The organism is Pedobacter psychroterrae (assembly GCF_004331695.1).
In the GTDB taxonomy this organism is placed as follows: domain Bacteria; phylum Bacteroidota; class Bacteroidia; order Sphingobacteriales; family Sphingobacteriaceae; genus Pedobacter; species Pedobacter psychroterrae.
This window is the reverse complement of record NZ_SJSL01000002.1, coordinates 1,082,492-1,103,093: the sequence shown is the minus strand read 5'-3', so window position 1 is coordinate 1,103,093 and position 20,602 is coordinate 1,082,492. Positions and strand designations below refer to the sequence as shown.

The 20,602-nt window shown below is 42.5% G+C and carries 17 protein-coding genes and 1 riboswitch; of the genes, 7 read left to right on the top strand and 10 right to left on the bottom strand.

The window, feature by feature from the left end:
- The first annotated feature begins 6 nt into the window (after positions 1-6).
- Entirely contained in the window at positions 7-966 is a 960-nt protein-coding gene (locus EZ437_RS13065) for a FecR family protein (RefSeq protein WP_131596444.1), read from the top strand.
- Positions 963-2,696, top strand: coding sequence for a peptidase associated/transthyretin-like domain-containing protein (locus tag EZ437_RS13060; protein WP_131596443.1), 1,734 nt, complete (start codon positions 963-965; stop codon positions 2,694-2,696). Before EZ437_RS13065 ends, EZ437_RS13060 begins: the two co-directional genes overlap by 4 nt.
- A 75-nt stretch (positions 2,697-2,771) precedes the next feature.
- Here the strand turns inward: EZ437_RS13060 and EZ437_RS13055 are convergent, their stop codons facing one another.
- The 6 genes from EZ437_RS13055 to EZ437_RS13030 all read right to left on the bottom strand — a co-directional run bounded on the left by EZ437_RS13055 (position 2,772) and on the right by EZ437_RS13030 (position 10,835).
- Positions 2,772-3,353 carry a DUF6580 family putative transport protein gene (locus EZ437_RS13055; RefSeq protein ID WP_165500405.1) on the bottom strand — a complete coding sequence of 194 codons (582 nt, stop codon included), beginning with the start codon at positions 3,351-3,353 and terminating at the stop codon, positions 2,772-2,774.
- An 80-nt stretch (positions 3,354-3,433) separates the two neighbouring features.
- A complete protein-coding gene (locus tag EZ437_RS13050; RefSeq protein ID WP_131596441.1) occupies positions 3,434-4,531 on the bottom strand; it encodes a PKD domain-containing protein in 1,098 nt (365 codons plus the stop codon).
- A gap of 30 nt (positions 4,532-4,561) precedes the next feature.
- Positions 4,562-5,674, bottom strand: a complete 1,113-nt coding sequence (locus EZ437_RS13045; protein WP_131596440.1) for a YncE family protein — start codon at positions 5,672-5,674, stop codon at positions 4,562-4,564.
- A 19-nt stretch (positions 5,675-5,693) separates the two neighbouring features.
- Positions 5,694-6,833: a YncE family protein gene (locus EZ437_RS13040; RefSeq protein WP_131596439.1), complete on the bottom strand. Its 1,140-nt coding sequence runs from the start codon at positions 6,831-6,833 to the stop codon at positions 5,694-5,696.
- 1 nt (position 6,834) lies between these two features.
- Positions 6,835-8,910 (bottom strand): TonB-dependent receptor, encoded by a 2,076-nt coding sequence (locus EZ437_RS13035; RefSeq protein ID WP_131596438.1) that lies wholly within the window; start codon positions 8,908-8,910, stop codon positions 6,835-6,837.
- A gap of 95 nt (positions 8,911-9,005) precedes the next feature.
- A riboswitch (cobalamin riboswitch) is annotated at positions 9,006-9,211 on the bottom strand.
- Between the two features lie 289 nt (positions 9,212-9,500).
- Positions 9,501-10,835 carry a sigma-54-dependent transcriptional regulator gene (locus tag EZ437_RS13030; protein ID WP_131596437.1) on the bottom strand — a complete coding sequence of 445 codons (1,335 nt, stop codon included), beginning with the start codon at positions 10,833-10,835 and terminating at the stop codon, positions 9,501-9,503.
- A 171-nt stretch (positions 10,836-11,006) separates the two neighbouring features.
- Between EZ437_RS13030 and EZ437_RS13025 the strand changes: the two genes are divergently transcribed.
- From EZ437_RS13025 to pdeM, 5 genes are all read left to right on the top strand, one after another.
- Complete coding sequence (locus tag EZ437_RS13025; RefSeq protein WP_131596436.1) at positions 11,007-11,915, top strand: NAD(P)/FAD-dependent oxidoreductase; 909 nt, start codon at positions 11,007-11,009, stop codon at positions 11,913-11,915.
- Between the two features lie 59 nt (positions 11,916-11,974).
- The gene (locus tag EZ437_RS13020; RefSeq protein ID WP_131596435.1) at positions 11,975-12,919 is read left to right on the top strand and encodes a hypothetical protein; all 945 of its coding nucleotides are present in this window, start codon (positions 11,975-11,977) and stop codon (positions 12,917-12,919) included.
- Between the two features lie 118 nt (positions 12,920-13,037).
- Positions 13,038-14,057 carry an alcohol dehydrogenase AdhP gene (adhP, locus tag EZ437_RS13015; protein ID WP_225869577.1) on the top strand — a complete coding sequence of 340 codons (1,020 nt, stop codon included), beginning with the start codon at positions 13,038-13,040 and terminating at the stop codon, positions 14,055-14,057.
- 79 nt (positions 14,058-14,136) lie between these two features.
- Positions 14,137-16,704 carry a ligase-associated DNA damage response DEXH box helicase gene (locus EZ437_RS13010; protein WP_131596433.1) on the top strand — a complete coding sequence of 856 codons (2,568 nt, stop codon included), beginning with the start codon at positions 14,137-14,139 and terminating at the stop codon, positions 16,702-16,704.
- A gap of 9 nt (positions 16,705-16,713) precedes the next feature.
- Positions 16,714-17,349 carry a ligase-associated DNA damage response endonuclease PdeM gene (gene pdeM / locus EZ437_RS13005; protein WP_131596432.1) on the top strand — a complete coding sequence of 212 codons (636 nt, stop codon included), beginning with the start codon at positions 16,714-16,716 and terminating at the stop codon, positions 17,347-17,349.
- Here pdeM and EZ437_RS13000 read toward each other — a convergent pair.
- Genes EZ437_RS13000 through EZ437_RS12985 form a run of 4 tightly spaced genes read right to left on the bottom strand, consistent with a single transcriptional unit; the run spans position 17,346 to position 20,583 of the window.
- A complete protein-coding gene (locus tag EZ437_RS13000; RefSeq protein ID WP_131596431.1) occupies positions 17,346-17,954 on the bottom strand; it encodes a hypothetical protein in 609 nt (202 codons plus the stop codon). The two genes, pdeM and EZ437_RS13000, sit on opposite strands and share 4 nt — an antisense overlap.
- 4 nt (positions 17,955-17,958) lie before the next feature.
- On the bottom strand, positions 17,959-19,227 hold the full coding sequence (gene bioA / locus EZ437_RS12995; protein WP_131596430.1) for an adenosylmethionine--8-amino-7-oxononanoate transaminase: 1,269 nt from the start codon (positions 19,225-19,227) through the stop codon (positions 17,959-17,961).
- A complete protein-coding gene (locus EZ437_RS12990) occupies positions 19,214-19,663 on the bottom strand; it encodes an NUDIX domain-containing protein (RefSeq protein ID WP_131596429.1) in 450 nt (149 codons plus the stop codon). Before EZ437_RS12990 ends, bioA begins: the two co-directional genes overlap by 14 nt.
- Positions 19,660-20,583 carry a cation diffusion facilitator family transporter gene (locus tag EZ437_RS12985; RefSeq protein ID WP_394343169.1) on the bottom strand — a complete coding sequence of 308 codons (924 nt, stop codon included), beginning with the start codon at positions 20,581-20,583 and terminating at the stop codon, positions 19,660-19,662. The genes EZ437_RS12990 and EZ437_RS12985 overlap by 4 nt, the downstream gene beginning before the upstream one ends.
- Between the last annotated feature and the right edge of the window lie 19 nt (positions 20,584-20,602).

The window sequence follows — 20,602 nt, the reverse complement described above, 5'->3', positions numbered from 1 at the left end:
AAGCAGATGAAAGATGAATTATTGATAAAATATCTTCTAAAAGAAAGCACTGAGGAGGAAAACGCAGCAGTAAAAAACTGGCTGGCCGAAGATGCTGCGAATGAAGTTTATTACCTGCAGTTTGAAAAGATCTGGGATGCCGGCAAGAGCCTTGCTGTGAAAAGTAAGGTAGATGAAGAACAGGCCTGGCAGAAGTTTAAAGAAAGAACAGCCGCCGTAAAAAAAGAGGCAATAGTACGTCCGCTGAAGAAATATACCTGGATGAAGGTGGCCGCTATGATTACATTGGTAGCGGGTATATGGCTTGGATACAATTTATTAAATCCTGTAACCTACACCGACTTAACGGCTAAAAACCAGATTATTAAAGAAAAACTACCCGATGGATCTGAAATCACATTGAATAAAAACTCAGCGATCAGTTATGCCAGCAATTTCACCAGAAACAGAAGTTTGCGCCTTAAAAAAGGTGATGTGTTCTTCAATGTGGCCCATGACGAAAGCAAGCCTTTCGTGATCGATGTAGACCAGGTATCTGTTACCGTAGTGGGTACTTCATTTAATGTCAAGCACCAGGCGGGTGAAACGGAAGTAAATGTGGAATCAGGAATCGTGAGGGTTTCCGTGGGTAGAGAAGAAGTAGAATTGCGCAGGGGAGAAAAAGTAGTGATCAGAGATAAAAACCCCGAACTGCTGAAAGAAAAAAACACAGATCAGGTATACAATTACTATCACAGCGGGGTGATCATTGCAAATAATACGCCTATTTTAAAAATAGCAGAAATACTGGAAGATGTTTACGGTGTAGATATTAAGACCGACGACCCTTCCATTGATGCGATGACGGTAAAAAGTACTTTTCTCATTAAATACTCGCTGAACCAAAATCTAAAAATACTCCAACAAACAATGGACCTGAAAGTAACACGTAACGGAAACCAAATACTGTTGTCTAAACTGAGATGAAACTACAATTAACGCTTATCCTGCTCTCACTAACCTGCTTTGCCAATGCTCAAAAGGCATTTCAGCACAACCTGGACAAACTGGTTAGTATGAACATCAACCAGGAAAAAGTGGGCGATGTGCTGGAGAGGGTAAGCAAGGCAGGTGATTTCTATTTCTCTTATAACGGTGCGTTATTCAAGCAGGACAGCCTCGTAAGTTTGAAAGTAAAAGAGGCTCCCGTGAGGGATGTACTGGACAAGCTATTTGACGGTAAGGTAGACTACAGAGAAACCGGTGAATACGTTATCTTACGCTATGCCGCCTCAAGGCTAACCATTGAGCCAGAGAACATTACCACTGCAGAAAACCTCTACATGATCAGCGGATATATCATAGATACAGAAACCGGCAAAAAAGTAAAACAAGCCAGTGTCTATGAAAAGCGACTGCTGCAATCTACACTAACTGACGATGAAGGATATTTCAGATTGCGTTTTAAAGGCGAACACAGCACGGTGATCCTTACGGCAAGTAAGGAGTTTTACAGAGATACTTCCCTGGTCTTCCTGTCTGACATTAAGGTAAAGCCCGAAGGATATAAGGACAAAAACAGTGAGTACGTAAAAGGGTTTTTTAACTCTATTGAAAACTCGGGAATCAGCAGGTTTTTTATTTCTTCAAAGCAGCGGTTCCAAAGCTTAAACATTCCCGGTTTTTTTGCTAATAGTCCCTTTCAGGCTTCGCTGATACCGGGGCTTAGTTCGCATGGCATCATGAGTTCACAGGTAGTAAACAAGGCTTCTTTAAATATACTAGGTGGCTATACTGCAGGAGTTAATGGAATTGAACTGGCAGGATTATTTAACATCAGCAAAGGCGACGTTAAGAAATTTCAGGCCGCAGGTCTGTTTAATACCATAGGAGGTTCAGTAGAAGGGATACAACTCGCAGGACTGGTAAATGATGTACGAACCGATATGAAAGGGGTACAGGCCGCCGGATTGGTAAATCATGTAGTGAAAGACGCAGAAGGTGTACAACTGGCAGGACTCGGAAATATTGTTTCTAAAAATATCAGAGGCACGCAGGCAGCCGGACTGGGTAACATTGTAAGCGGCTCTATGGATGGCGTACAGTTGGCCGGATTGCTCAATTTTGCTTCCCGTAAACAGAGAGGTATCCAAATATCAGGCTTACTGAATTATGCAAAAGAGATGACCGGTGTGCAATTTGGCGTAATCAACATTTCTGGCACTAACACAGGTTACAGCATAGGCCTTATCAATTATGCAAGCCATGGATATCATAAGGTCAGCCTATCCTCCAATGAGATTTTTAATGCAAATGCTGCATTTAAAATGGGCAATGCCAACCTCTACAACGTCCTGTTTGTGGGTAAGAATTATTCCGATACCGCCCGACTGGAAACAATGGGCTTTGGCTTTGGACACGATTTTATCTTTAGCAATAAAGTTTCCATAGCCGGAGAGTACTCCTCACAATATGTCTACATCGGCAACTGGGATTATGCAAACTTCCTGAACCGGTTTCAGGCCAACCTCCAGATACAGATTTTTAAAGGGCTGACTATTTTCGGCGGGCCGGTTTACTCTGTATATACCAGTGAAGCGCCTGTTGGATCAGCTGCAAAGGGATACAAGCAACAGGTAGCGCCTGCTAAACATCATGCTTATACAGGCGACATTAAAGGTTGGTGGGGCTGGAATGCAGGGATTACACTATTTTAAGCAGATCGCGAGAATTGATCTAAACGATCGTCATCCTGAAATAAATTCAGGATGACGATATTATTTTGGAGTTGCTTATCTTGCAGTAACTCTTACCAGGCTCAATGCAGGATACTTCACTTTAAGCAGTTCAAAAGCACCAAACATTACGCCACCGTAAATAACTGTACCATATAAAAATTTCAGTTCAAAAGGAATCGCTGCTACCAGGCACTTCCAATAACCTGCAAGTGTAGGCTCATATAATCCGGGAATATACATGGCGCTAATGTCACTTACAATCCAGTGGATCAATACAATAGCAATTACAGAAGTAACAAAATTTAGTACATTAATTTTTGCCAGCAAAAACTTAGCTGCAAATACCATCAGTATAAAAGCGATATACGTCCAATACCAACCCGCATAAAAAAAGCCGTACCCGGAAGTCTGCGCAATGAAAATATCACTTAACAGCAAAATTGCCAGTGGAAAACCAAAAGCCTTGAAATTAGTATTGAAGTAAGCACCACCAAATAATGCGATAGCCCCTACCGCAGAAAATCCAGCAATGCTATCAAAATTATCAGAATAAGGCATCACAATACGAATAACACTTATAAAGACAATAATCAGTAAGACTACGAGAATACGGGGATTAAATTTGATATCAGACATGGTTATTTAATTATGTAGCAAAGTTATGTATTTCATTGGTATAAAAACAAGCTAAAATTCCGGGTTGGTACACAAACGATTTATTTAACAAGGCTAAGATCGGCTACGCCCACTACTTCGGTGGACAATTCACCCAGAACACCCAAATTCGCCTGTATTCCTGTCTGGATTTTAATGAAATCAATTCCTGAAAGCGACTTCGCATTTCCGTTTTTATCCATTGCATTTGCAATGTCCAGTTTATCGCCATTAACTGTGTTATCTGCATAACCAAAGCCAAAAGGCATACTGGTAACCAGTCCGCCAGGTTTAATACCGGTAGTAGGCAGTAAAGATCCTTTTAATGTATATTCCGTACCTGTTAGCCAGTTGGGAAAAGATTGAAAAGAAGCACTAAAGATATTGACAGTACCAGTTTGACCTTTGTTGTCTTTCCATGCTATACTACCCCCTACCGCAGGTTTGGTATAAGTTACTTCATAATTGCGCACATAGCCTTCCTTTCCAAATTCACTTCCCTTCAGTTCATACCAGGTATCATCTGGCTTGGCATTGCCATTCTCGTCCTGCATTACCCAAACCACAGCTGGCTCAGCAAAGTTAGATTGCGCATTGTTGTACACTATGATATCTTCCTTTCCTGGCTCATTGATCACCGTATGATCAAAACCCAGCACGATATAACCGCCCCATGCACCAAGAGATACCAATCCTTTTTTGCCTTTCAGACTTTCAGCTGCTGTAATAATTCCAAGAGTTTTGTTGGTATTTTGACCAGGAGCCGGCAAAAACTCGAACATATTGGTCACATACATATTGCTGGTAGGTGTAACCGGAACAGTAGGTACACCTACATTCACCGTGTATTTAAAACTGGCACTACCGGCGCTGTTCGTAGCGGTATGCTCCACTATAAATATTCCAGACTGTGCAGGTGTAAAATCATAAGTAGCTGTCGTACTTTTCACTGTGCCATCCAACTTCCACTCGTGTTGATACGATTTACCACTCGGGCTTACCGCTGCAAAGGCGATTTTCTCGTTGACTTTACCATTCAGGGCATTGCCTTCGATGGACATAGTCACTTCAGGTACTTTTTCAGCGGGTTCATCTTTTTTACAGGCGCTAAACAAGGCAACGCAAACTAAGGCAGCGGACAGGTATTGTTTTATTCTCATGGGATGTTTGTTTAATTGTAGCATTTATGATTATTTGTAACTGTAATGAAAAACTCCAGCTTTAGGAGCAGTACCGGTAGGAAACTCTAAAGTTTTTTTACCATTGGAATCAAAACTAAAAGCCTTACCGTCGCCCGAATAATCAGTGGCATCAAATACAAATATGTCATTATTTATTGGATTGAAAGTCAGAGCATAAAGAGAGGTAATATGTGTTGCGTCTGTAATAAATTCTGCATTGAGGGTACCAGTATTTACGTCTATCGCTTTTAAGAGATTAGGATAATTAGTAATGGCCAATGTTTTGTTTGCGCCAATTGCAAGAGCACTAATCCCTAAATCATATGTCTGAGTTTTTGTATCTGAAATGGTGTTGATCCTTTCAAAAGCTGGCTTGATCTCAGGCAAATACTGTCCGCTGGTAATCACATAAACATCTCCATTAGATGCCGCTGCAAGCTTAGTTGGGTTAAAACTAACGGGAATCTCTGTCTTCTTGGTAAAAGTGCTTAAGTCTAAAACAGAAACCGACGAATTGTTTGGATCTATAATAAAAGGATGGCTAGAGTTAGCAACATAAAGTTTATTATTCACAATAGCCATTCCTTCAAGAGCACCACCAACTTTTACCCTTGACTCAATTGTCAGTGCAGCGGTATCGATCTTACTGATATTCCCGTCATAGCTAGATACATACGCTTTATTTTTATTAAAGACAATATAGCGAGGATGAAAATCGCCTATGGCATCCGAAAAAGAAATTCTTTTAATTGATTTACCAGTAGTAATATTGATAACTTCCACATAAGCATCGTTTATGATACCGGCACTTCCGGTGACCACACAATACATTTTACTACCATATTGCTTTAGGTCGTTAGCGTCAGTCCCCAAATCAATACCGTTCTTTGTCTTAAAATAGTCTTTATCTACAGCTTTACTAGCAATATCATAATAAGTAATGGTACTATTATTTGGCCGACCGAAAGCACCCTCTGCCAAGACATATACTCCAAGTGTAGACTTTGGAAGCGGATCACCCACAGGATCCTTCATTTTATCTTTCTTACAAGAACTTAAAACTGCTAAACTAATCAGCCCTGCTGCTACAAACCTAACCGAATTGAAAATTGATTTATTCATTGTTGTTTATTTTATTTTTCTATTTATATACAAATGCAAATTGTGCCGGAATATCACCGGTCTGTACAGACCATTTCTTCTTACCACTAACATCAAAGCAATACAGCACTCCCGGGGTGACGTAATCCGTAGCATCGGTCACAAAAACTTCCTTGGTAACAGGATGCACGGCTATCCCATAGGGCAGTTTAATATCAGTGCCATCAGTGATGAATTTTGTAGTAAGTAAAGTTTCATCTTTGACGTTCAGCATGGTATAAGAAATGGAATTCATTCCCGTACTGCTGTTAAATTCTGCACTATAGATGTAAGCAAGATCATCATCGATAGCCAGGTTACCCGCCGAAATATCAAAGACTTTTTTCACCTGTTCAGTTTGTGTATTGATTACATACAATTTGGACGGTATATTTTTAGTATCGCCCCTGGAGGTTACATACAAGTCTCCATACTTATCTGCTTTTAAGCGGTGCAGATTAATGGCAACATCAATGGTATTGATTTCTTTTAAAGTTACCAAACTCACCACAGAGATCGTCCGTTCATACTTCTCCGGACTATACCCTCCTGAATTGGCTACATACAGTTTACCGCCAACCACCGCCATTTCTTCAGGTTGCCGGCCTACTTCCGTTCTTCTTATTTCTTTTAAAGTCAGGGTATCTATTTCAGCCACAATGCCTTTAGGCGCATTCGGATCCCCAATTTGCCCCAGATAAGAACTTACATATACCTTGCCTTGGTTGAAAATGATATAGCGGGGATTCAGCAGGTCAACCTGACCCAAACGCCTACCTGTCTTCACATCCAATACCTCCACCTTGTTAGAGCCGTTTACCACGATATACAACTTCGACCCATATACGCCTATATCATTCGCTACATCACCCAACCCTTTGGTAATCTGAGGGTTCGATTGATTATAAATATTCCTTCTATATTGACCCGAAGTAAAGTCCACATAATCCAGCGAAGCCTTGTTCATGCTCATATTTCCTTCATTAACCAGGTAGAGACCTTTAACAGCCACATTCAAATCCGCCGGAAAAAGCGTTTCTACTACCTCCTCCGGAACTGGCTTAGGGTCTTTACGACAGGATGCCAGGAACGCCACTGCGAACAACATAACCACTATATATCTCAAATTATTGATGCGCATATTAATAACTATAAATTAAAGTGAAACGGAAGGAACGTCCAGGCATTGGAAAATTAGCGATCACGTCATAATACTGGTTGAGCAGGTTGTTTATTTCTGCACCCACCCTAACCTTGCTTTTTGCAACCTTCGTCAAATAATTCAACGCTAAATCATGTGTGTACCAGGGCTGTATATAATTTACCGGAATATTTGCTTTCTGGTTATAACGCGCTCCTGTATAAATAAAACTGTAATTGAGTGACAGCTTTTTTAAAGAGGCTGCAAAAAGCACCGATCCACTGTGCTCAGGCGTATACGGGATTTGTCGACCGTAATCTGGGTTTATCGACAAGGGCGTTACATCCAGTGCTTGCTGCCAGGTATAATTGATACCTACATTAAAATCAAGAGGTTGTACTTTCCAATTGGTCTGTATATTCACATCAATACCTTTTATCTCCACTTCTCCAATATTTTCTACGCTCCATCGCTGCGAATTATTGCCCGGAACGGCCACTATCTTGTCTCTTACTTCATTGTAATAGGCATCTGTTTGTATAGATACCTGCTGTAAGTAGCTCTTATGAAATACTTTAATATAGGTAACACCCAAATCGTACTGCCTGGCAGATTCCGGACGGATATAAGCTCTTCTAAAATCTGTATAATATAAATCGTTAAAAGTAGGCATCCTGAATATTTCCTTATAAAACGAGCGTATTCTAAATTCCTTACCATTAAAAGGCTGCCATGAAACCATCAGTGTAGGGCTTAACTTCTGCTTCGTACCAGCAGGTGTCCCGTCCTCCACCCTGTCGTGGATATATGTACCCAATAGATTGGCCTGCACATCCAGGTTTTTAAAATTAAGGTGCGTAGCCAGTGCGGTTAAAAAAGTATTTCTGGTGGGGTAAGAAAATAAGTAAACATCAGCATCCAACGAATTCATCTGGTAATCGGCAGAAAGCACCAGATCCCAAAACTTAGTAAGATGGTACTGGTTTGCAGCCGACAGATAAACTTCCTGATGGTGATAGTGGTTGTCCAATAGCCCATTCAGCGATACATTTTCTGGATCAAGGTAACGGTTATAGTCATACCCATACTTTGCATTGGCCATCAGGCTGTACTTTTTTGTAATATCCTTTTGATAGGTAGATTGTACAAACAGGTTCTGGTTCCATGTCCGTTGCAGGTAGTTGAATTTGTTGCTAACGATGGCACCGGGAAGGCCCATCTCATCACTATATAGGTATACCCTGGTGCTGAGTGTACTGCTATCGTTCAATACTCCGTTTAGTGCCAATTCCAGTCGCATTCTTTCTACATCTCCGTTATTTCTCACTGCAGTTGTATCATACACGCCATTGGTATACCTAAACTTATATTTGCCGTCTGCCCGGGTATATTCAGCATTTACGCTGCTGTTAAAATTGCTACCAAGCTTGTTCTGCCATAAAACAGAAGGATTGATTAATCCAAAAGAGCCCGTTTTTAAATAAGCATTTATAAGATAGGTTTTATCTTTTTCAAATACCGGCTGCCGCGCCTTTAAGTAAAGTGAGCTAGCCGTCGCAAAACCCTTTGCCGGCTGAAATATGGTGCTTTTCTGACCATTGTAAAGTGCTATTTCTTCAATGTTGTCCAGCGAATATTTACCAAGATCTACCTGTCCGTTCTGTGCATTTCCAAGTTGTATACCATCATAAAAAACACCGGTATGGTTGGTACCCAAACTACGGATGTTTAGCGTCTTCATCCCCCCTATGCCCCCATAATCTTTCAATTGCACCCCTGAAAAATACCTGACAGCATCGGCAACTGACAAGCTATTTAACTTTTGAAGTTCCGATCCTGATAATATTTGTAAGGGTGTTGAGGATGTTTGTCGCCTGCTTACTTTGATCTTCCTGATCTCTACCTCATTCAGTTGATTTATTTTATCAAGGGAATCTGGCTGGGCAGCTACCTTTTGGGCCGGCACTGTTTGAGCCTGTAAAATCACAGGTATACCTATACCACTCAGCAAAAGCGTAGTTATTAAGGTTAAAAAAACACAATTTACACCTGCAAAGGCATTTTTGTTTCTTCTCATTTTTGTTGTGAGTTATTACCCACAGCAAACAGTTGGATCAAGGAAATGAAATACAAATAAAAGCACTCACTCCAAGCTTCAGTCCCCGAAAGCTATGAAATATACTACTTATGGCAGGTCTTCTGACTTACTTCCGGTTGTCCTGCCTTCCCAATCGCTCTTCTTTTGAAGATTTGACAAGTGGCTATGATTTGAACACCGTTATGAAGCTTACAGCAGCGGGTCTGTTCAGGATTTACACCTGATTCCCTTTTAATCTTATCCCAACATTGAGAAAAGAACCAAAAGCGATGCAAAGCTAAACAAAAAAAGAATGACAGGTATAGATGATTGAGAAAAAGAATACATTCAGTTGTTTTTGCAGCTATAATCTTGCGGCAGCTTTTCTATTTGCCTTTTGTCTGTGTGTGTTCTGCCTACGGATGGGCAACTAACCACCATCGGGTCAGCAACGGCTCCCAGTCGGGTTTTTCCGACCCTGGTCCGAACCTGAGCCGAAGCTGGCCCGAAGCTGGTCCGAAGCTGAAAGGGTGTCAGATCAAACGCAAATCGAAGACAGGTCCTTGTCTTATACTGAATTGTCTGTTGTCTTACCCTTCTATTTTATATTCCTCGATTTTGCGATATAAGGTAGTAAGCCCTATACCGAGCAGGCGGGAAGCTTCTGTTTTGTTGCCTCCTGTAAATTTTAACACTTTAATTAAGTGTTGCTTTTCCATCGCTTGCATGTTCATAGAATCGGCTCCTTTGGACTGGTGATGAAATTCAAACGGAAGCAGAACTGGAGAAATTACTGCATCATCAGCGAGGATCACTACACGCTCCATAATGTTTTTAAGTTCACGGATGTTTCCTTTCCAGCTGTGCGCAGTCAGGAGCCTGGAAAACTCCTTATCGAGGGTAAATTCCGGCTTATTCACTTTGGCTGTAAACTCTGACAGATAATGCATTGCGATCGGAAGAATGTCTTCACGCCTGTGCGATAAAGGTGGCAGTTCAATGGAGAATACAGATAGCCTGTAGAAAAGGTCAAGCCGGAACCTGCCGGCCTCTGCCTCGGTTTTCAGATCCCTGTTGGTAGCGGCAACAATCCGCACATTCACCTGACTGGTCTGGGTATCACCAACTTTGATATAAGTCTGGTTCTCCAGTACCCGTAACAACTTTGCCTGCAGGTCAAGGTTCATTTCACCAATCTCATCCAGGAATAGGGTTCCTTCATTGGCTTCTTCCAGTAAACCTCTTTTATCTTTTATTGCCCCTGTGAAGGCACCTGCTTTATAGCCAAACAATTCACTTTCCAGCAGCTCCGGACTAAAGCCACTGCAATTTACTGCTACAAAGGGTTTTAATTTTCTATGGCTTTCATAATGAATGGCCTGTGCAAATACCTCTTTGCCCGTTCCGGTTTCCCCCAAAAGCAACACCGTGGTAGTCGTGCCGGCTACCTTTTGCGCTAGCGTGATGGCATCCTTTATAGCCTTGGACTTGCCGAGGATAGAATCAAAATTATATTTCCTATGGATCTTATTTTCAAGTTCATAGACACGGGCTTTTAGCTTGGCTTTGTCCATTGCTTTATAAACCAGCGGAATAATTTTATCGTTGTCGTCTCCCTTGGTGATGTAATCAAAAGCACCATTTCGCATAGCCATTACACCATCAGCTATTGTACCAAAAGCAGTCAGGTTGATCACTTCGGCACTGGGCCTGATCTTTTTGATTTCCCTGACCAATTCAACTCCATTGTAGTCAGGAAGCTTGACATCACTCAGCACGACGAGGATATCTTCTGTCTTAAGGATTTTCAGTCCCTCCTTACCTGTATAGGCCTGAAAGACTTTAAAACCTTCCAGTTCTATGATACGGGCCAAAAGGCTGCATAACTTTTTCTCGTCATCGATGATCAGAACGGTATCTTGCATAGCTGATAATTTCAACAAAGCTACAAATCTACAGGCAGTTTTTAGTCTGGTTGTTTATTGCAACTTTATTGCAATAACAATAGTTTTTAGTATTTTTGCCAAATGAGATACATTTCCCAATAGGAATCAAGGTTATGTATTCCGCTAAATTCATTTATAAAATCAAGTTTTATGGCAGACAATAAAGATTATGACGTAATCATCCTTGGTGGCAGCTATGCAGGGCTTTCTGCAGCCATGGCACTAGGCCGTTCCTTGCGAAGCGTGCTGATTATTGACAGTGGTTTACCTTGTAACAGGCAAACGCCCTACTCGCATAATTTCATCACGCATGACGGAGAAAAACCAAACGTAATAGCTGAAAAGGCTAAAACACAGGTTTTGAATTACGAAACCGTAAAATTCCTGGATGACCATGCAGTGGGCGGAAGGAAAACCGATAACGGCATCGCTATCGTGACACAATCAGGGAGGGAATATAAAGCGAAGAAGTTGGTTGTTACCACAGGTATAAAAGATCTGATGCCTGATATAAAAGGCTTTGCAGCATGCTGGGGCATTTCGGTAATCCATTGCCCTTATTGTCACGGATATGAATTCCGCAATCAAAAAACAGGAATTATGGCAAATGGTGAAAGAGCCTTCCACATTGCTTCTTTGGTTAATAACCTCACGGATAAGATCACAATTTTGACTTCGGGCAAGGCTGACTTTAATGAGGAACAGATCAGTAAATTGCAAAAAAACAATATAAAAATTATAGAAAAGGAAGTTGCTGAAATGGTGCACGAGCATGGGCACATCAAACATGTGATTTTCAAAGATGGCAGCGAGCACAGTTTTGACGCCGTTTATGCAGCAATCCCATTTATACAGCATTCGGATATTCCGGTTGCCCTGGGTTGTGAATTGACAGAGCAGGGTTATATAAAAGTAGACATGCTTTATAAGACAACCATAGCAGATGTTTTCGCGGGCGGAGACAATACCAATCCAATGCGTTCTGTATCTAATGCAGTAGCGGCAGGAAATATGATCGGAGCTGTAGTAAACAGCGAAATAACCCAGGAAAGATTTTAATGGTCTCAATAGCCAAGGGCTATTCGTTCCTGATAAAAAATAGCAGTATATTTAAGCAAATGTATATCAGATTCTTGCTTTTTATCGCTTTAATGATCGTGGCAACAAGCTTCAAACCACTGGTGAGTAGTAAACCGTTTGCTATTTCTGATAAATATCTGAACGATATTGGCATAGAAGATGACCCTGACGTCTTGTACACGGAGCATTTTAACGACGGTACAGATAAAATCTTCAGCAGGTATCCGGATATTAAAAACCGGGAAGGCATGTCGCTGGACACAAGTGATACACCACCCGGTAGCGTCACACCTGCAATTAAAATGACTAATAACGGCACAATAAACGATGGCGGTCATCTTTACAAGCAATTCAAACCTGGTTTTGACAGTACGATTTACCTGCGTTATTATGTGAAATATCCTTCGTCGTCCAAAGGATATATACACCATGAGTCTGTCTGGATTGGCGGGTACAGTCCTGGAACCTCCTACCCTCATCCCCGTGCTGGCATTTGCGGACTGGGTGACAAACGGATTTCCATAGCGTACGAACCGGTAAACGCTCCTGCTATGGATACCTATCTTTATTGGGGTGATATGAAATATGGTGCAAACAGCAAGTGCTATGGAAATGACCTAGTGAATGGCAGCCCCAGTGCGAAAAAACTGGAATGGGATAAATGGATGTGTGTTGAACTAATGATTAAAATGAACAATCCTGTCTCGGCATACAATGGTGAACTCAAGGTATGGCAGGATGGAAAAGAGGTAGGCCACTGGGGACCGGGTTTTCCAAATGGCTATTGGGATGCAGATTCCTGGATAAATGATCCTTCTAAGTCCCCTTTTCAGGGCTTTAGATGGAGGACAGATCCCGGTTTAAAAATAAACTACCTCTGGATTGAGTTTTATGACGATACGACCCCTGCCGGGCAATCCCATCATATTAAGTTTGCGAATCTGGTAATAGCTAAAAAATATATCGGGCCGATAAAAGACTAAAGCATACATTTCAAATAATGTTCACAATCACACAAGTAAATAACCTGTGTCATATTTGTTTCTGCAGCCTTTAGGGATCTTTAGGTTAAGAAATAAGCGCATTATGATACCTAAAACAATGAAAGCCGCAGTTCTCTATGAATTTGGCAAACCATTAAAAATTGAACAGGTTCCGGTTAAAAGTCCAGGCGAAAACCAAGTGCTGGTGAAAGTAATCTCAAGCGGTGTATGTCATACAGACCTCCATGCCTGTATGGGCGACTGGCCGGTCAAACCTAAATTACCGCTGATTCCCGGACATGAGGCTGTTGGTTATGTAGTTGCGCTGGGTCGTGGTGTAACCAATGTGAAAGAAGGTGATATTGTAGGCGCACCGTGGTTGTTTAGTGCCTGTGGACATTGCGAGTATTGCATTACAGGATGGGAAACGCTTTGCGAATCCCAACAAAACGGAGGATATAGTGTAGACGGGGGATATGCAGAGTATGTGGTAGCAGACGCACGCTATGTAGCACGCTTTTCTGAAGGCATAAATTTTATGGAAATGGCCCCAATAACCTGTGCGGGTGTGACGGTTTATAAGGGTCTTAAAGAGACGGATACGAAACCGGGAGAGTGGGTGGCGATTTCAGGAATCGGGGGTTTGGGACATCTCGCAGTGCAGTATGCGAAGGCAATGGGCTTGCATGTAGCCGCAATTGACGTAGCAGATGACAAACTTGAACTCGCTAAAAAACTTGGCGCAGACCTAACTGTGAACGCGAAAGAGGTGGATGCCGGGGCTTTTCTAAAAGAAAAAACAGGTGGAATGCATGGGGTATTGGTTACTGCTGTTTCCCCTATTGCATTCAGACAAGCCCTTACTGCATTGAGAAGAAAAGGAACAATTGCCTTAAACGGTCTGCCTCCGGGCAGTTTCGACCTGCCAATATTTGAGACGGTACTAAACCGGTATACAGTAAGAGGTTCCATCGTAGGCACTAGGAAAGATATGCAGGAAGCGATTGCCTTTGCTGCTGAGGGAAAAGTAAAGGCGACCATCCATTCCGCGCGGCTGGAGGATATCAATGAAGTATTGGAACAGATGAAAAGAGGAGAAATTGAGGGTAGAATAGTGCTGGATATCGCGGGGGGATAAAACGAATTACCTTATTATTTGTTAAGTTCAGGTAATTTCAATTGATAAATCGGTTCATTGCCGATTATGGCAGAAGCACATGACATTAACGAACAGCAAGGGGTATAAACAAGTAATCAAATGGCTGAAGCTGAACAAGAAAAAGCCTTTTAAATTTCAGACGGATGCCTGGCAGTATTATGCGGAGGGATACAGTGGTCTTGTGAACGCTCCTACGGGCTTTGGCAAGACCTTTTCTTTATTTTTGGCAGTCGTGGTGGATGAGCTAAACAAGCGTGCTGAGCGGGAGGCGATAATACTTAAAGACAAAACAGCAAAGAAATCCGACAAAAAATTCAAACATGAGACAGGCCTTAAGCTGATCTGGATCACTCCGCTGCGCTCGCTGGCCAAAGACCTGGCGCGCGCCATGCGCGAGGTATGTGACGAGCTGGAACTGGACTGGATGGTAGGTGTCCGAAATGGTGATACTTCACAAAGTGAAAAGCTAAAGCAGAAAAAGCAAATGCCCGAGGTATTGATCATCACGCCTGAGAGTATGCACCTGCTGCTGGCACAGAAGAGTACTTTCAATTACTTTGAGCATTTGCAATGCATTGTGGCCGATGAATGGCACGAACTACTGGGCAGTAAACGTGGTGTAATGGCAGAACTTGCTATTTCAAGGATCAAAGGTCTGTTGCAGGAAAAACAGCCTGAAAGGCTGCTGAGGATTTGGGGGATATCGGCTACTATTGGCAACATTGACCAGGCACTGGATGTGCTGGTGCCCTACGATGACCTGCCTAAAGCTATTATAAAGGCCGATATAGAGAAAAAAATTGTAATCAAATCTATCTTACCAGATCATATAGACATGCTGCCCTGGGCGGGTCATTTGGGCCATAAACTGGCCGAAAAACTGTTGCCTATTATTTACAAAAGTAAAACTACATTAATCTTTACCAATACCCGCGGACAGGCGGAGCTATGGTACCAGACGCTTTTGGCGAAGGATGAGAACCTCGCCGGGCAACTGGCCATCCATCATGGCTCTATCGATTATGAACTGCGCAACTGGATAGAAGACTCGATACATTCAGGTGTTTTAAAAGCGGTGGTTAGTACTTCATCACTGGATCTGGGAGTCGATTTTAAGCCAGTAGATACAGTAGTACAGATCGGGTCGCCTAAAGGGGTTGCGAGATTCCTGCAGCGGGCCGGACGTAGCGGACACTCTCCTTATGAGACTTCCACTATCTATTTTCTGCCCACCCATGCGCTGGAACTGGTGGAAGCTGCAGCAATAAAAGAAGCGGCAAGGACACAAAACATTGAAAGCCGTGAACCGATGGTAATGTCATTTGATGTGCTGATCCAGTATCTTGTTACGTTGGCTGTAGGCGATGGATTTGACGATGAAAAAATCTTTTTTGAAGTAAAACAGACGCATGCGTTCAGGGAATTACTTCCACAGGAATGGAACTGGATCATGCAGTTCATTACTACAGGTGGAGACAGCTTAACCGCTTATACAGAGTTTAGTAAAGTAAAGAAAATAGAGGGACTGTGGAAGGTAGAGAGCCGACAAATGGCCATGCGGCACAGGCTCCACATTGGTGCGATCGTAAGTGATGCTATGATCAAGGTTAAATACCTGACAGGTGGATTTGTAGGCATGGTGGAGGAGTCGTTTGTGTCTAAGATGAAGCCTGGCAATAGTTTTACGCTGGCAGGCAGGGTGCTGGAGTTCATCATGATTAAGGAAATGATGGTGATGGTGCGCAAAAGCAAACAGAAAACAGCGATGAGTCCCAGCTGGATGGGTGGCAGAATTTCGCTTAGTTCCAATCTGGGTAGTATTTTGAGAAAGAAATACAATGAGACCCTGGATAAGACACATGACGATGAAGAGCTGGACTTCGTATTGCCCTTGTTTGAACGCCAGGCAAAGGTATCGCATGTACCAAAGGATGACGAGTTTCTGATTGAGCTGATCAATACCAAAGACGGTTACCATTTCTTCGCCTACCCTTTTGAAGGCAGGCAGGTAAATGAGATCATGGCTTCGCTGATTGCTTATAGGCTCGGCAGGGTTAAACCCATCAGCTTTTCGATAGCCATGAATGATTATGGATTTGAATTGCTTAGCGAGCAACCGATTCCTCTGGATGAGGCTAATATCAAACAATTGTTTAGCCCTGTTAATTTATCTGATGATATCATCGCCAGCATCAATGCTACTGAGATGGCCAGGCGCAAGTTTAGGGATATTGCCTGTATTTCAGGACTGGTGTTCCAGGGCTACCCAGGAAAGTATGTGGCCAATAAACACCTGCAGTCTTCTGCCGGATTATTTTTCAACGTTTTTACAGATTATGATAAACATAACTTATTATTGCGGCAGGCTTACGATGAGGCATTTTATCAGCAGATAGAAGAACCCAGGCTGGCGGCTGCGCTGCACCGTATACAGGCAAGCAAGGTGGTGATCATCAACACAGACAGGTACACACCGCTCTGTTTTCCGATTAAGGTAGACAGTCTGAGGGACAACATGAGCAGCGAGGAACTGGGTAAGCGAATTGAAAGAATGACCGCTGAAGCAGAAAAGAAGAGCTCCGCGAGAAAAACAAAAAGATTTAAACAAGAGGACGAAGAGACTTAATAAAACCGAATGACCATTAATTGCAGAGAAGAAGCGTTGATATTAAGTAAGGAGAAAGCAATTTACTGGGCAGCAAAGAGGATGCTGATCATCAGCGATCTGCACATTGGTAAGTCTGCACATTTTAGAAAGCATGGATTGCAGGTACCCGATGCTGTGGGACATACTGATCTCCGGCGGCTGAGCAGGCTGATGGCTGAATTTGATGCTGAAACGTTGCTTGTTACAGGCGATATGTTTCACAACAAGATCAACAGTGACGCCAATGCCTTTCTGGAATGGAGAAAAAGCTATCCTGAGTTAAGGATAGTATTGATAAAAGGTAACCATGATGCGTTGAAAAACGAGGACTATGAGGCGTTGGATATAGAAGTATATCAAAAGGAGCTGCTATGCGCTCCCTTCAGGTTTATCCATGATAAGCCAAAGGAATTTGATGAGTACTACAATATTTCGGGACACATTCATCCTGGAGTAGTTTTGTACGGTAGGGCCAGGCAGCAGTTGAAATTTCCTTGTTTCTACTTTAGTGATACCTGTGCCGTGCTGCCGGCTTTTAGTGTATTTACGGGGCTGTTTATGATTAAAAGGGAAGTTGGTGACAGTTTCTATGCGGTGACGCCGGAGAAAGTTGTTAAGGTTTAAGTGATTTGTTTGCCCAGATTATTCATCCAGTCGTCAAACATTTTTTGCTCTATACGGATCACAATCTCTGCATGCTTTTCCCAGTCTGCCGAAAATGTCTTTAACTGGTTGAGCATCTCTTCCAGGTGTCCCTCCTCTTCAAGGATGATGGACTTTACGTTAACTTTACTTCTGGCAGCGGTCAGCACATCCTGGTAGATAGGATACAGCTCGTCTGCGCGTACTTCGATAGCGTAAGTCACAAAGAGATAGGCCGCAAATTTGAGCTCATAACCGCTGAGGTTAAACTGCTGTTTCAGATAACGGCAAACTGCTACATCTAATGCATTCAAATAGAATTTTGTCTGATTTGGTGTAAGCAACTCGTCATTGGTATAGGTTTTACAAAGATTGCCTCCCAGCTTGTCCAGTTGTTTTTTCAGATAGTAGGCATGACGGTGCTCTTCTGCTGCATGCTTGAGAATGATCAGGTTTACATTTTCTTTATGTTCTGATGCAGAGATCTTTTTGGCCCCCGCGTTTTCCATGTAAGACAATGTATTTAACCATTTGGCATGCAATGCATTGTCATCGACTATACTCTGTAAAATTGATTTGATCTGCATCTGTTTATATTTCGTTTAGTGCTTGCGTTATTGTTTTGTAAATGTAATCCAGATCATCATTACTGATGACATAGGGAGGTAAAATATAGAGAATATTTCCCAATGGCCTCAGTACTATCCCACGTTCCAGAAAATACAGATAGAGGCGGTTTCTTAATCCGCTCAAATAAGAACTGTCATTTCCTGTCTCCCATTCCATTGCTAAAATGGTACCTGCCTGTCTGACGGCTTTAAGCTTTGGGTGACCTTGTAGTGTAAGCGCAAATTCCCCATGTTTAGCGGTGATACGCTGCAGATTTGGTAAAGTCTCCGCACTTAATAAAATATCCATACTTGCCAAAGAAGCTGCACAGGCGACCGGATTGGCAGTAAAAGAATGTCCATGATACAAGGTTTTAAGTTGATCATTGCTTAAAAAAGCACCAAAAACCTGCTTATTACAGGTGGTAATGCCCAAGGGCATAGTACCGCCTGTTAAGCCCTTGGAAAGGCAAAATATATCCGGGCTGTTAGCCAGCGCTTCACAGGAGAAATATTTACCGGTTCTTCCAAAACCCGTCATCACTTCATCTGCGATGGTGAGAATGCCGTGTTTCTGGCAGGTTTCTATCAACTGATCAAGGTAGGCAGCTTCATACATCAGCATTCCACTGGCACCCAATACCATGGGCTCAAATATAAAGCAGGCCACCTCATTAGACAGATAGTTGATCTTGGATTTCAATTGCTCAATATTACCTGCATGGGGCAAGTCCAGAAATTCAACGTCAAAAAGCAATCCTTTGAAAGGATCTGTAAAGATACTCCTGCCGCTCACGGACATAGCACCGAAAGTGTCGCCATGGTAGGCTTCCTTAAATGCAATGATCTTTGTCCGCCCCTGCTTGCCGGTATTCACCCAGTACTGCAGGCACATTTTTAAGGCTACTTCCACTGCCGTCGAACCATTGTCGCTATAAAAAACCTTTTCCTGCTTTCCTGGAAGCAATGGTAGCAGGCGTTCAGCTAGTTCCACAGCTGGCTCGTGTGTAAAACCGGCAAATATCACATGCTCGAGTGTTTTCAGTTGTTCGGATACCCGGGCTGCGATGTGCGGATGGGCATGTCCGTGGATGTTGACCCACCAACTGGAAACAGCATCAATATACCGTTTTCCATCTTCATCAAACAGGTACACACCCTCTCCTCTTACAATGGGGATATGCGGCAAGGCATCCTTCATCTGTGTGTACGGGTGCCATATTACTTTTTTATCCCTTTCAGCTAAGCTCATTGGTCTTTTTGTTTATCAATAGTTCTATTACGGTCTTGTCGGTCTTAAAAGTCACATCATCAGTGCTGAGTAAAGTCAGATCCACCCATCTGAACGCCTGCAGCATACCTGTATCAAAATCAAAAGCCACAGTCTTAAAATTAAGCTGCAATGGGAGGATTTCTCTAACTATATAATAAATGCTGATGATCTGACTGTCATTAAAGGAGGATTGTTCGTAAAAATCTGTGGTGTAAAAATGACTGATCACTTCAATCTCTGCGTTACATTCTTCCATAAATTCCCTTTTAAGCGCATCTATCAGCCCCTCTCCCAGTTCCAGGCCGCCCCCAGGGAATTTACTGAAGCTCCTGCCTCCCGACTGCTCGTCGCTGATCAGCACCTGATTTTCAGAATTGATCAGCAGTCCGTAAACCCTTATATTAAAATAGCTCATTGGTCAAAATGTTTTTGGTTTTTGGTGGCATTTTCTATGGTCCATTTTATCTCGTCACTGAAAGGCTCTGACCTTACCGGACATGCTTTCATATGGCAATAATTGCAGCAGGCAGGCAGACAGGGGTCAGCATGAATAAAAAGCTCTGTTTTGCGCTTTGCATTTCCATTGATTATATGATCTATGGCAGAAATTTCCTGGTGAACATGGTTAAGATCGAAATAATAAGGTAGGGTAAAATGGCAGTCAATGTGCAGATCAGCTCCATATTGCTGCGCACGCAGGTTGTGGACATCTATCCAGGGCGCTCTCCTGTTTTTCTGCATGCAATCGATAATGTCTTTTACCAGTTCGATATCACTTTCATCCATTAGTCCGCCTACCGAGCGTCTGGTCAGCTTATAGCCGTTGTATATAATATAAACGCCTAATAAGATAGAGATGACCCCATCCAGCCAGTACATTCCAGTCAGTTTGATCATTATCACGCCGACAACCAGTCCTGCACTGGTTACGGCATCAGTAAGCAGGTGCTTCCCGTCGGCTTCAAGGGTAATGGAATTTTGCTGTTTTCCCGTATTGATCAGGTAATATCCAACCAGCATATTGATGAATCCGGTAAAACCAATGATGGCGGCACCTTCAAATAACTTAAGGATCGGTTTTGGATAGATCAGGTCGTACCCTGATTTGAAGATGATAATCACTCCTGCAATGGTAATGAGTGCCCCTTCCAAAAAGGCAGAAAAATACTCTACTTTTCCATGCCCGTAGGGATGGTTGGTATCTTTAGGAACCGTAGCCAGGTAAATACTGTAAAATGCAAAGCTACTGGCCAGTACGTTTACAATACTTTCTGCTGCATCGGTAAGTATGGCATTGGAATGTGTGATAAAATATGCGACAAACTTTGCAAGCATAAGCAATATGCTAATGCAT